The organism is Lysinibacillus sp. NPDC059133 (genome assembly GCF_042755925.1).
Lineage (GTDB): Bacteria > Bacillota > Bacilli > Bacillales_A > Planococcaceae > Lysinibacillus.
In genome coordinates, this window is sequence record NZ_JBHZDH010000041.1 from 37,024 (window position 1) to 49,199 (window position 12,176).

The 12,176-nt window shown below is 36.5% G+C and carries 14 protein-coding genes and 1 pseudogene; 5 read left to right on the top strand and 10 right to left on the bottom strand.

The window, feature by feature from the left end:
• Positions 1–669, bottom strand: a pseudogene (locus ACFXN8_RS18800) (RNA polymerase II); the annotation flags it as partial.
• Between the two features lie 56 nt (positions 670–725).
• On the opposite strand from ACFXN8_RS18800, the gene ACFXN8_RS18805 reads away from it, so the two are divergent.
• A complete protein-coding gene (locus ACFXN8_RS18805) occupies positions 726–1,115 on the top strand; it encodes a DUF7147 family protein (RefSeq protein ID WP_386847214.1) in 390 nt (129 codons plus the stop codon).
• Between the two features lie 2 nt (positions 1,116–1,117).
• Here ACFXN8_RS18805 and ACFXN8_RS18810 read toward each other — a convergent pair whose 3' ends face one another.
• Entirely contained in the window at positions 1,118–1,390 is a 273-nt protein-coding gene (locus ACFXN8_RS18810) for a YlbG family protein (protein WP_386847216.1), read from the bottom strand.
• A 219-nt stretch (positions 1,391–1,609) separates the two neighbouring features.
• Between ACFXN8_RS18810 and ACFXN8_RS18815 the strand changes: the two genes are divergently transcribed.
• Positions 1,610–2,509, top strand: a complete 900-nt coding sequence (locus tag ACFXN8_RS18815) for a glycerophosphodiester phosphodiesterase family protein (RefSeq protein ID WP_376072991.1) — start codon at positions 1,610–1,612, stop codon at positions 2,507–2,509.
• Between the two features lie 90 nt (positions 2,510–2,599).
• Here ACFXN8_RS18815 and ACFXN8_RS18820 read toward each other — a convergent pair whose 3' ends face one another.
• The 3 genes from ACFXN8_RS18820 to ACFXN8_RS18830 form a co-directional block, all read right to left on the bottom strand.
• Positions 2,600–3,064 (bottom strand): DinB family protein, encoded by a 465-nt coding sequence (locus tag ACFXN8_RS18820; RefSeq protein WP_386847219.1) that lies wholly within the window; start codon positions 3,062–3,064, stop codon positions 2,600–2,602.
• Between the two features lie 110 nt (positions 3,065–3,174).
• Entirely contained in the window at positions 3,175–4,227 is a 1,053-nt protein-coding gene (locus ACFXN8_RS18825) for a tartrate dehydrogenase (RefSeq protein ID WP_386847221.1), read from the bottom strand.
• A gap of 577 nt (positions 4,228–4,804) precedes the next feature.
• On the bottom strand, positions 4,805–5,251 hold the full coding sequence (locus tag ACFXN8_RS18830) for a YlbF/YmcA family competence regulator (RefSeq protein ID WP_376072979.1): 447 nt from the start codon (positions 5,249–5,251) through the stop codon (positions 4,805–4,807).
• An 87-nt stretch (positions 5,252–5,338) separates the two neighbouring features.
• Here ACFXN8_RS18830 and ACFXN8_RS18835 point away from each other — a divergent pair, with 87 nt between their 5' ends.
• Positions 5,339–5,839, top strand: coding sequence for a PaaI family thioesterase (locus ACFXN8_RS18835; RefSeq protein WP_349658946.1), 501 nt, complete (start codon positions 5,339–5,341; stop codon positions 5,837–5,839).
• Here ACFXN8_RS18835 and ACFXN8_RS18840 read toward each other — a convergent pair.
• Positions 5,820–7,295 (bottom strand): UDP-N-acetylmuramoyl-L-alanyl-D-glutamate--2,6-diaminopimelate ligase, encoded by a 1,476-nt coding sequence (locus ACFXN8_RS18840; protein WP_386847224.1) that lies wholly within the window; start codon positions 7,293–7,295, stop codon positions 5,820–5,822. The two genes, ACFXN8_RS18835 and ACFXN8_RS18840, sit on opposite strands and share 20 nt — an antisense overlap.
• Positions 7,296–7,464: 169 nt before the next feature.
• Positions 7,465–8,586, bottom strand: coding sequence for a CAP domain-containing protein (locus tag ACFXN8_RS18845; RefSeq protein WP_386847226.1), 1,122 nt, complete (start codon positions 8,584–8,586; stop codon positions 7,465–7,467).
• Positions 8,587–8,734: 148 nt separating this feature from the next.
• Here ACFXN8_RS18845 and ACFXN8_RS18850 point away from each other — a divergent pair, with 148 nt between their 5' ends.
• Together ACFXN8_RS18850 and ytvI are read left to right on the top strand one after the other, a co-directional pair.
• On the top strand, positions 8,735–9,100 hold the full coding sequence (locus ACFXN8_RS18850) for a YugN family protein (RefSeq protein WP_376072967.1): 366 nt from the start codon (positions 8,735–8,737) through the stop codon (positions 9,098–9,100).
• A 202-nt stretch (positions 9,101–9,302) separates the two neighbouring features.
• Entirely contained in the window at positions 9,303–10,367 is a 1,065-nt protein-coding gene (gene ytvI / locus ACFXN8_RS18855) for a sporulation integral membrane protein YtvI (RefSeq protein ID WP_386847229.1), read from the top strand.
• Between the two features lie 74 nt (positions 10,368–10,441).
• Here the strand turns inward: ytvI and ACFXN8_RS18860 are convergent, their stop codons facing one another.
• The 3 genes from ACFXN8_RS18860 to ACFXN8_RS18870 all read right to left on the bottom strand — a co-directional run.
• Positions 10,442–10,903 carry a DUF420 domain-containing protein gene (locus tag ACFXN8_RS18860; protein ID WP_376072961.1) on the bottom strand — a complete coding sequence of 154 codons (462 nt, stop codon included), beginning with the start codon at positions 10,901–10,903 and terminating at the stop codon, positions 10,442–10,444.
• A gap of 34 nt (positions 10,904–10,937) precedes the next feature.
• Positions 10,938–11,867, bottom strand: a complete 930-nt coding sequence (gene ctaG, locus ACFXN8_RS18865; RefSeq protein WP_376072958.1) for a cytochrome c oxidase assembly factor CtaG — start codon at positions 11,865–11,867, stop codon at positions 10,938–10,940.
• 83 nt (positions 11,868–11,950) lie between these two features.
• Positions 11,951–12,176: hypothetical protein (locus ACFXN8_RS18870; protein WP_386847232.1), on the bottom strand; the 226-nt coding region annotated here is incomplete at its 5' end.

The following is a 12,176-nucleotide window of genomic DNA, read 5'->3' on the forward strand; positions in this document are numbered from 1 at the left end:
GTGTTGATCATTCAAAAACTTGGCGTTTTCCAATGATTTCAAGAAATCCTTCGAAATAGCTCCCTGGGCATAAATAGATAACACAGGGGTTTGCTCTTGTACTTTTAAATTACCCTTTTGCCAATAAATATCACGAACTGTACCATATCCACTAAACATTGTATAGTTAACAAGTGATAATTTTTGCTGACCTACTAAAGGCAGTCCCGTGATCCACTGACCAACAATTTTACTATCAGTTGAAATATGTACTACTGAATAAGATGCTTCACCATTCGTTAATGTAGCGAAAACATTTTGGATGAGCATTTTATCTTTTAAGCCACCCTCAATCGGAATTATGTATGAAACAGATTGTGATTTAGTCTCTCCTTTTTTAAAATAGGAGACTTCTTTTGATAAGCGCTCACAGCTTTTTTCGTTATCGATAAAGCAACTAGGATTTACTGCATTTTCCGGCCACTTTATTTTCACTTTTTGGTTGGGTAAATTTTTAAAATGTTGACGAATATCTAAGCTATTTTCTCGATAGACAATTTCTATCTCTTGTGAAAAAAGGAATTCGCCATTGCCTGTTTCTAAATCAGACGAATAAGCATGGTACTGAAAAAATAATGTTCCGGTAATGATTAGTGCTAAAATGGAAAAAAAACTCATTGCAAATTTCATGTGCTTGACCTCCCGCAGCATGATACTATGTGTATTGGAAAGGATGTGCAATTTTTATGCCACAACAATTTATAGAATTAGGTGAGGGCTATGGTGATGTTTATGAGCTACTTGAAATAGTGAGAACCAATCAAGATCGCTTCCACCAAGCCTTTATACTAACATCCACTAAAGAAGAAAAAAAGGTTGCCTCTTTAGCAATCGCTTTAAAACCAGTCGGTGAAAGTAAATTCATGCCGATTTATATTTGTCGAGAAGGCATCCCTTATAATGAAGAGCAGCCTTCACAGCGACAAAAAATATTTGAAGAAAGTATTAAACGACTAGATAGAAAAGCGGTTGTTGTAGAAATAAAGCACTCTTCTATATTTTCGGAACCAAAACTATTTTATCAATACTTAATTGGAATAATGAGACTTCATCACTATATTCCAGCGTTGACATAATATTATAGACCTGCTTTATAGTCATATTCTTTCGCTTTATCTGGTTTTGCATTTTCAAACTCAGTTTTAACAAATGGACGATAAGACTTTACAACGTTTTTCACGAATGGAAGGCGTTGTAGTTTTGTTGTCATTGATTCAATTTCTTCTCGCTCGCAATAAAGCACTACATATTTTTGCCTCCGAGAAATATAAAGAACATGACCATATTTTCGAAGAGACTTCGCATGTTTTAATTGATGGACGTATACGATTAGTCCTTGTCGTTCGTTCATAGTATTCCCCTCATTTCTTACATAAAAGAATACCATAGACCGGAAAATGATAGCAACAGAGTTTAGCTGACAGAACGCTCAATTTTCCGTTATAATGGAAAAGCATACAACGTTGACTAAGAGTTTTACCATTCACTTATGCAAGTTATTAGAATACTAATTTAAGTTAGAACTTCTCGCTCACTATTTATATTATTTTAATTGTTAAGGAGGACGAATATGGGTAAGAAAACAAAGATTGCGCTTGCAATCGCAGCGGCAAGTGCAGCTGCTTGGGCAGGTAGTAAAGCTATTTCAAAACCTCAACAACGAGAAGGTAAACAAGCATTACAATTTGATCACCCAATTATTCTCGCACATCGTGGCGGTGCTCATTTAGCACCTGAGCATACAATGCCTGCTTTTGAAAATGCCGTGCAGTTAGGTGTTAACGGCTTTGAAATAGATATTCGCTTAACCAAAGATGAGGAAATTATCGTTTTCCATGATGATACTGTTGATCGCACAACAGATGGCTATGGACTTGTTGCAGACATGACTTTAGCAGAAATAAACGCATTAAACCACGGTTATCAATTTGAAGATTTGGATGGGGAATTTCCTTATCGAGATGAAAAAATAGACGTTGTAACTTTACGTGAACTACTAGAATCTTATCCAAATATGTTAGTAAATATTGATATTAAAGATGCACCAGATACGTATGAAGGAAGTTTAATGCCTTCTAAACTATGGCGTTTAATTGAAGAGCTTGGTGCTGAGAATCGAGTAGTTGTCACAAGCTTTTACGGTGAACAGATCGATCGCTTTAATTTATATGCGCAAAATCAAGTAGCACTCGGTGCGGGTGAATCAGATGTTCGTAAAGCATTCGCTTCTTTCTCAAGTCAATTCGGACATTTATATCATCCTAAGGTAGATGTATTCCAAATACCACCTAAATCAGGAGTAATTACTCTAGATTCTCCGAAGTTTATCCAGTTTTTAAGCAATTTAAATATCCCTGTTCATTATTGGACTATCAATGACATAGCAACAATGAATAAATTAATTCACAACGGTGCAAAAGGTATTGTTACAGATCGACCTGATATTGCTGTAGAATTACTACAAAAATAAGAAAATGGAATGAAGCTTAACTTCCATTTTAAATTAGGTTAACACATTGATTGGTAAGGGCTACTTTCTAACAGCCCTTACCTTTTGTTTTTATATTTCATTAAATTTTCTACCTATAAAATTAGCAGGTACTGGGGATAAATTTAATTCTCTCGCCCACACAGAAAGCTGCCCAATATGATGAATTTCATGTGCAATAATATGGTGTAAAATTTCGTTTTTTGTATAAGTATTTGTATCCCAAGAAACCTTTACAATCTCATCGCTAACATTCGCATTATGCTTCAAAAATTCAATAATTTCCCCACGTAATTCAATTGAGAGATTTTTTATCTTTTCAAGCGTTTCGCATTCGTGAAAAACAAATATTCTGTCTTTTTCACCTTTTATGCCACGAATCCAGCTATATTCAACATCAATAATATGAAACAGAGTATACAGAATACTACCTACTCCACCATTTCGCTTTTGCAACAATTCCTCTATGCTTAGCTGATTACACCACTCAAACCATTCGTCTCTTACTTGCCAGTTATACTCAAAAAATTTGATCATTTAGCCCTTCACCCCTCAGATTTTTTCAGCGAATTTCATCCCGCATTAACGCCCAGTGAAAACTAATAAACAGCAGGGCTAAGAAAACCCCCACTGTTTAAAATTCCACTTTATTGTAAATGATGCAATACCGCATCCGTTACATCACGTAATGTCGCTGTTCCTCCCAAATCACCTGTTTTAATACCTTGTGCCAATGTTGCTTCCATTGCATTCAGCACTTTTGTACCAAGCTCATGATAGCCTAAAAAATCAAGCATCATTTTACCTGTCCAAATTTGTCCAAGCGGATTTGCTATCCCTTGTCCTGCAATGTCAGGAGCAGAGCCATGGACTGGTTCAAACATAGATGGATATTGTCGCTCTAAATTTAAATTTGCAGCTGGAGCAATTCCGATACTTCCCATAATTGCACCACCTAAGTCAGTTAAAATATCCCCAAATAAATTTGATGCAACAATTACATCAAAGTTTTCTGGCTTCATCACTAAAAAGGCAGCTAAAGCATCAATATGATTAGATACTTGTCCTATATTCTCGTAATCTTTACCTACTTGCGCAAATACTTCATCCCAAAAAGGCATACTGTATGTAATTCCATTAGATTTTGTGGCACTTGTAACATGCTGGTGTCGAGTTTTCGCCATTTCAAATGCATATCGCATTGCACGCTCTGTTCCCTTCCTTGTGAAAATAGCATTTTGGATAGCAATCTCATCCTGTCCACTATGTATTCTACCACCACTCTCAGCATACTCTCCCTCTGAGTTTTCACGTACAACAACAAAATCAAAGCCATTTGGGTTACGTAAAGGTGAAGGCAAACCTTGAAGTAGCTTTGCCGGACGCACATTAATAGATTGCTTCATCTCGCGGCGGATTTTAATAAGTAGCCCCCATAATGAAATGTGATCTGGTACTAAATCAGGCATGCCTACAGCGCCTAAAAAGATTTGATCAAAACCATTTAAAATTTCAATACCATTATCAGGCATCATTTTACCTGTCTCTAAATAATAGTCGCAGCCCCATGGGAATGTTGTCCATTCAAATTGAAAGCTGCCATCTAATTGGGCGGCTTTATTCAGCACTTCTATTGCCGCTGGTACAACCTCTTTACCAATCCCATCTCCTGGTATAACGGCAATTCGATAAGTCTTCATCTGTTAATCCTCCTATAATTTCTATATTGCCTATTCAATTACTATACAATTTTTCCGCCATGATTACATCCTGATGTTTATGGCTGTCACTACAGTAGCATAGTAACCAATTATGCCTCGGCATGATTGCGTCCGGAGGCTTTGTGCCAACGTGATGTTGGTCACTCAGTCGTGTGTTGTTGTTGTTGTTGTTGTTGTTGTTGCTGTCGCACAGTTAAAACCATGTTGCTGTCGCTTCGCTTTCGCACAGTTAAAACCATGTTGCTGTCGCTTCGCTTCGCACAGTTAAAACCGTGTTGCTGTCGCTTCGCTTTCGCACAGTTAAATTGCCACAGGACGTGGCGTTCTTAGACTGAGTTTCTATAATTCAGCGGATGTTTGGACACCCGCTTAAAAGTGACTTAAAACCGCATTCAGGTGGGAGACTTCTGTAGCTGACGCTTTGCTTTCGCTACTAAAACACTTGTAGCTGACGCTTTGCTTTCGCTACTAAAATAATTGCTGAAAGAAGTTAAAAAAGACTATATACAAACTCACTCGAGTTTTGTATACAGTCTAAGAAAAAGTATTACCTTGTTTATGCAGAGCAAGAGCAAGAACCGCCTGAGCCACATCCTCCACCACATGAAGAACCTGAGGAAAAGAACGGATTACTTACAGGAACTTTTACCGCTTCAGAAACAGTTTTTCCTATAAGTAAGCTTATTTGGTCAAGCAAATCTTGAAAATCGTTCTCGGCAATTTTTAAAGCCGACACCTTTTCATTTAAATCGAGTGCGCGCTTTTGCTGACGAATCGATTTCATAATTGTATGATAGTCCGGATGATATTTTCCGAAACGTTGTACATCTTCGTACTGCTCTTTCATGCGATTAAATGCGTAAATATCTTCCACTAATTGGACGTCACTATACACATCATCATACGCTTGTTGCAGCGCTTTCGCAGGCTCAGAGGAAAGAATCATCTCGCAAAGCGCATCGGCCTCATCCAAAATGATTGCCCAGTCAGAGGTTATCATCATTTTTAATTCCCCCAATCTCTTTCCCATCATAACAGATTTTATGGTAATTTTACATTAATGATATTTTTAAATGAAGGAGTTTTTAAATTGGTACCATCATCCAAAGAACAAATAGAACAATTACTTGCAGAGATTTTACAACATAGTACAGCTGAAGATGAGGAAGTATTACTACATTTATTGTCTGGACTTCGCGATAAACAACAAGGTATTCACCGACGTTATATTAATGCTGCCTTACATATGGTTGGCAAATTTGAACCCGAAGTTAGTGAAGTTCGTATTCCCATTACACCCGTTATCCATAATACCATTAAGGTACCACACGGTGGGATTATTGCAACCATTGCAGATGCCGCAATGGGCGGACTTGCTTCGCGTTCGGTGCCAGAAGGCTTTAATGTTGTCACAACAAATATGAATATCTCTTATATTGCTACAACAACCAACAAGGAACTAATCGCTCGTGGACGTTTCGTACATAAAGGGCGCCAGACACTTGTGATGGAATGTGATATCGAGGATGAGACTGGACGAAGACTTGCTATTGCGACTGGTTCTTTCTTTGTTATTCAACGCCGTCCTTAGACATAAGATTTAAAAAGTAATCTCGAATACATTGTTGATCGGAAAAAGGGAATTTTTGATTTTTTATTTGTTGGGTCTGTTCATGCCCTTTTCCGGCAACAAGTACAATATCGCCTTTTTCTGCCTTTGTTAGTGCTTGATGAATAGCAACTTTTCGGTCTAGAAAGATTTCATAATATTGCTGCTCAGTAAATCCAGCAATAATACTTTCATTAATTAAAATAGGGTCTTCATCACGTGGATTATCAGTTGTTAGAAAAATGACATCCGCATACTTACTAGCTACTGCTCCCATCGCAAAACGTTTCGCCTTATCTCGATTTCCCCCACAGCTAAATACAAGGTAAAGGGTTTTAGATCGATCCAAAGTTTGCAAAACAGCCTGTAATGCCTCTGCAGTATGTGCGTAATCTACGTACACCTCAACCCCAAATGGATTGTCTATTTTCTCAAGCCTTCCTTCAGGTAGCCTTAACAACCACATATGCTCCGCTAAGTCTTCAATTGAAAAACCTAGGCGCCATAAAGTCATTAACGCAGCTACAGCATTTTGCACATGATATTTACCGATAAAAGGGATTTCCACAATATGCTCGCTCGATGACGTTTGTAAACAAAGTACCGTTTTTCCAACTGATTCACTGACAATTTGGATATGTAAATCATTATGATTATCAAAACCGAATGAGCAGGATTTTTTCTTATCATAAATACCGACGGAACGGCAAAAATTATCATCCCCATTTAGCACTAGCTTTTTCGACAAATCTGCCAACCTTTTTTTCGCACGCTTATATGCCTCAAGTCCTCCGTGATCTTCTAAATGGTCCTCTGTTAAATTTAAAAAAACACCACAATCGATATCACAATGATCAAGTCTATGTTGCTGTAAGCCCATTGACGAAGCTTCTAAAACAACATGTGTAACACCATTTCGTACACATTGCTTTAAAATTGGATGTAACTCTTTTGCCTGTAATGTCGTTAATTGCTCATGCACTGATTGTTGTTTCTGTTCATTGATGAAAAATCCTACAGTTCCAATAACTGCAACGTTTTTATGTAGGGCTCTTAGCAATTGGCTCACAAAATGACTTACTGTTGTTTTACCATTTGTACCTGTAATCGCAATGACGGTTAATGCTTCCGCCGGAAACGCTGAAAGCTTTGCACTCGCATACGATAAAAATAGGGATGTATTTGGAACCCAAACAAAAGGAATATTTTGATCAGTAATAGGTAGTGAAATACTTTCCTCTGACACTATAGCGGCTGCACCCCGAGCTAATGCTTCTTTTACAAAACGACTTCCCGATGTTTTCTTACCCTTACGTACAATGAAAATATCCCCGGGTTTTACTGCCTGAGCATAATCCTCAACACCTGTAATATTTGTGCGAATAGATCCTCCAGTTACACTACACGGCCAGTCTTTTAATAGCTCAGCTAATTGCAAGCTTCATTCCCCCTTTCGGTTCTCTATCATATGATGGCGTATATAACGGTGTGACGAAAATTGTAGGTGGTCATTGTGCTTTTCTTTTTCGCATCAAATAAAAAGACTGAAGATAAACTTGATTTTGCCAAGTTTATCTTCAGTCTTTGATTTCTAAATTTTCCCGCATTTATCGTGATGATTCATCAATATTTTCTACTTGTTCCTCAGAGTCTTTATTCTCACTATCCAGCTCCTGAGAAGAAGATTCTAACAATATTTGCGTATAATAGTTTAAAAATACGCCAGATCCCACTGTAGTATATAGATCATTTAAAATGACCTTTCGATGCTCAGATGAATTAAGCCAGCCATGCATTGCTTCGATCGCATCAAAATAATCAGTCGCAAGATTTTCATTCGCCTCACTATATTCGATTCCCTGTGTTTCTAATCTCTTTTTTAAATCTCCATTTGTTGGTGATTCATGACCAAGGAAATTTTGAACCTTCATATCTTCACTATGCACTTTTGCAACTTCTTCTATTGATTCATCAATAGTTAATGGAGATAAATCATGTTGAACTCTTGTTACATTTATTAAATCGTCAAGCTGTGCAGCACTTGCTTCATTAATTTCCTTCTGTAAAAAAGAAGAAGGTGGTGTTGGTATAACTAGCTCGCCTTGATAAGTCATTTCATAAGGTTGATGAAGAACAAGTGTTTTACTATTAGTAAAGCGTACTCCTTGTAGCTCACCCGTTTCTCTATCGAGATAGAGTTGTGCAAAAAGCCCATCGAATTTCACAAGCAATCGTGTCTGCATATCTTCTTCACTCATCGAGAAAACGAAAATATTTTTATCAACATTCGCCGTGACTTCATAATCAATAATAGTCATTCGGTATATATCATCGCGCTTCTGACCAACCTTAAAAGGAGAAGCATCTAAATCTTCACCAGCTATATAAACTTGTGTAACAATATTATTTTCAACGCCTACCATAAAAAATTTGGAAGCATTTGCATTATAGATCCACCAATCATACCCAAAGGATGATGGTTCCTTTCGAACTGGTTCACCATATTTATCCGAAACTTCCTTTATTCCTTTACCGATTAATGTCGACATCCCACTTTTCGGACGTGGCATTGCCCCCATTTCAGGTTGCTTTAACTCGGTTTTGGGAATGATATTTGAATTGGCATTCGGACCTTTTAGTGGCTCGTTTTCACGTGGTGTATTAAAAAACATAAAGCCAATCAACGCAATTGCAGCACATGCCATAAAAATGCGAAATAAAGCTTTCATACATGACTCCTTCTTATCACGATTATTCTAAAATTATTATATCAATTGTAGTTGGGTTGACACAATGTTGTCATTGCAACAATGTCGAATATGCTCTATTATAAAAATGAGCGTATACTTTGTACGAGAACCTAAAGGAGGATTAGAGATGTATTTTGAAAATACTAACCTTGAAAATTTAACAGCTGATCAAGAACTTATTGTAAGCGTCATGAAAAAAAATGGTTTAGAATGTGATGGCGGCTGGGACTACGAACGTATGACATTTGATAAGCGTTTCGATACTCGTGAGGGACGTTATTACCTACGTGTATTCTCATATGCTAAATCAGGTGATGTTGGTGCACACGATGCAATCCTAACATTAATGAAACCAGCACTTGGTAAGTACTACTATCCACACGGCGTTGAGTATGGTGATGATGAAGTTTATCCAGCTCATCTTGTAAAAAAATGTGAAGAAATCTTAAAAAAAGTTAAATTAGACTTACAAGCTTTTGAAATTCATGCATAATTTTAGATAGTTATTTCACGGTGCATACATGTCGGTTAAACATCGAAATCATTTTATTATTTTATCAGGTAACAGTAACGGCAATAGCATGCAGTGCAATAGCTAAACTAAAAAGACTGGTGGTCCAGTCTTTTTTATTTTGAGTAAAAATTTTATTTCTTCTCATACTAACTATATCTTTTACATGATGTAGGTGAGATAAATGTTACAATTTTTCAAACACCCCTTTTTTCGCCATCCGATAATCGTTATTGCGATTGGAGTTGCAATTCTCTGGTTTATATCCCTGTCATTTCCCATACTGCTTGCCTACGTAACTGCATTATTATTGGAACCTGTCATCATACGAATTAGTAAACGGTTCCGAAAAAAACGTAAAATAGTCGCATCCATTTTTTTTATGTTCTTTTCAAGTGTGACATTATTATTATGTATTCTCATCATATTTATAAGCTGGAAACGATTTTCAATATTTATCATTGATATTCCTGAGTATCTCAATCAGCTATCAGCACTATGGATTCAAATACAATCCAAGCTTTCTAACTATACCTATCATTTACCCTTAGATCTTGTTATACAAATTCAACTTATGATAGCACGGGCTCTATCTTCAATCGAGAAATATGCTCTTTCTTTAACAAATGTGAATGTTTGGTCATCTTTACTTACGTATATGTCTTCACGTCTGTTTGATATTTTTGTTTATTGGATTGTGTTATATATGTTTCTTTTAGAATTACCGAATATTAACCGTAAAATATTAGCACCTATTCCGTTCCACTACCACCAAAAAATACTATTTATTGGACAGCGTGTGAAACTTGCTTTATTTGGTTTTGTGAAAGCACAATTTTTAGTTGGTATTTGTATTTTCGCTATAGCTTTTGGAACCTTTTATTTTCTTAAAACACCATTCCCACTTATTTTATCACTCTTACTAGTCATTTTAGATTTCATTCCCTTTTTAGACTCATTTATTTTGCTTCTTCCTTGGGCAATATACAAAGCCTTTACAGGTGAATATATCTATGCTGTTATGTTAGTCGTACTAACGATCGTACAATTTTTAGTTCGACGTATGATTGAGCCTAGAGTTATTGGAAATAAGGTTGGGCTCTCCTCACTAACAACTTTTATTGCAATGTTTATCGGTTTTGAAATATTTGGATTTTCTGGCATTTTAATTGGTCCTTTACTCGTTGTTGTTGTTCTTTCCCTATTTAATCAAACATCTATAAAAAATCTCCCTCCTTCTCAAAAATAAGGAGGGAGATTTTATATTCTATTATGCCTTGGCATAATTGCGTCAGCGAATGTTTGGACACCCACTGAAAGAAGTTAAAAGCCTAAAATAGCTTTAATGACAGATGTTGTTTCACCTGGTTCAAACATTACATATAGTAACATGTATACTAAAACTCCGGTAATAGCTACGAAAAACCAAATAATACTTGTGATCGGTCCAATACGACGGTGAAGCTTAAGATTAGTCTTCAAACCAGAGATGATACTAACAATACCAAATACTGCTCCAGTTGTCGCAAGCGTAATATGGAAAATTAAGAAAAATGTATAATATGGCTTTAAATCTTCTCCTCCACCAAACGCCGTGTTACCAATAAAGACTGTACGTGAAGCGTAAATAATAAAGAAGATAAGTGCTGCAACTCCTGCTGCAAGCATTACTTTTTTATGAGCTTCTACTTTCTTTTTTATAATTAAGCCCCAACCAATAGCTACAAGTACAGCACTAATAACGATGAATGTTGTACTTATAGTAGGCAAAATTTGCAATTCCATTGACAAAACCCCTTATACAAATTAAAGTTTCTTTTTATAACTGATGTTGATGTTGGCTTTCCCATTTCTTTTGATGTTCTTTTAACGCATCAGCAGTAATTTTATCAGGATCCTTTTGTTCTGAACGATACCATTTAATAAAGATTGCTCCTAGTAATACACCAAAAATAAGCTCTTGTAAAATTTTCATTAATACACCGCCTAGTTGCTGATCGGCAACAGCTGACATATTTGTAAAGAGCTCTGGTCCGGAAAGAGATAAACTAGATAATGTGGAAACTGGTACACAAAGTTCCATTGCCTTTAGCCATGCATCACCATTTGTATATGTTTCATACATAGCGTTTGGTGCAAAAATTATTAACGCACACGCAGGTGTAATTAATACCGCATTAGCAATGATATAGCCTAATTTATACAAAGGTTTCATTTGCGGACGATTAGGCATCTTTTGAATCAAAGGCCAGTACATTAAAACTGCAGAAACAAATAATACAAACGTATATGTACCATGTAAAGTTTCGTTTAATTTAATGTAGTCTAATACTGCAGGTAAGTGGTAAAAAGAAAATAAACCAATAAACACAAATACCGCAACGACAGGGATTGTAAATGTTTTAAATAAAGATCTAACTACTGGTGCTTCAATCGCAACTTTCCATACCCACCAAGGAATCCCCTTAATTAAGAAAATCGGTACAAGTAACAATAAAATAGCCATTTGCACCATATGCATCGTAAACATAATGTGCGCCATTAAATCTATTGGAGATCCTTTAATAATATAAATTGTTACCATTGCCAGTACAAAATAAATAGCCTCTTCCTTTTTCAAAGGCTCACTTACTTTAAAATCCTTGCGCCACTTTGTTGTGACTAGAAAATAGATGAGTGTTATAAAAACAAGAACCCCTATTAAGTATGGGCTCCATAAAGCTTGGAAACCAAATATACTAAGTGGCATACAGAACGCACTCCTTTAACTTCAATACTCCTATTATAGAACGCTTACACTTATTCTGCAATGAACGAAAGGTGAACAAATTACTATCTATCGTTTACCTTTCTTACAGGATTATTGTATCTATAGAAAAAATATTCAAAGTATAAAAACCCAACATGAATTATATTACTTTTTTCTAGCTCATCATCATAACGTGGGGTTGATTTCCGTTCCGGCTGGGTGCTTTCCTGGGGGCGTCCGATGAGCCGCTTCACTCGCGCTGCTCGCTCCAGGGTCTCATCTGTGACGCTAATCCCCAAGGAGTCACCC

Coding starts and splice junctions, on each gene's coding strand:
- ACFXN8_RS18805 (WP_386847214.1), top strand. CDS start 726: ATGCCACAACAATTTATAGAATTAGGTGAGGGCTATGGTGATGTTTAT.
- ACFXN8_RS18810 (WP_386847216.1), bottom strand. CDS start 1,390: ATGAACGAACGACAAGGACTAATCGTATACGTCCATCAATTAAAACAT.
- ACFXN8_RS18815 (WP_376072991.1), top strand. CDS start 1,610: ATGGGTAAGAAAACAAAGATTGCGCTTGCAATCGCAGCGGCAAGTGCA.
- ACFXN8_RS18820 (WP_386847219.1), bottom strand. CDS start 3,064: ATGATCAAATTTTTTGAGTATAACTGGCAAGTAAGAGACGAATGGTTT.
- ACFXN8_RS18825 (WP_386847221.1), bottom strand. CDS start 4,227: ATGAAGACTTATCGAATTGCCGTTATACCAGGAGATGGGATTGGTAAA.
- ACFXN8_RS18830 (WP_376072979.1), bottom strand. CDS start 5,251: ATGATGATAACCTCTGACTGGGCAATCATTTTGGATGAGGCCGATGCG.
- ACFXN8_RS18845 (WP_386847226.1), bottom strand. CDS start 8,586: ATGAAAGCTTTATTTCGCATTTTTATGGCATGTGCTGCAATTGCGTTG.
- ACFXN8_RS18850 (WP_376072967.1), top strand. CDS start 8,735: ATGTATTTTGAAAATACTAACCTTGAAAATTTAACAGCTGATCAAGAA.
- ytvI (WP_386847229.1), top strand. CDS start 9,303: ATGTTACAATTTTTCAAACACCCCTTTTTTCGCCATCCGATAATCGTT.
- ACFXN8_RS18860 (WP_376072961.1), bottom strand. CDS start 10,903: ATGGAATTGCAAATTTTGCCTACTATAAGTACAACATTCATCGTTATT.
- ctaG (WP_376072958.1), bottom strand. CDS start 11,867: ATGCCACTTAGTATATTTGGTTTCCAAGCTTTATGGAGCCCATACTTA.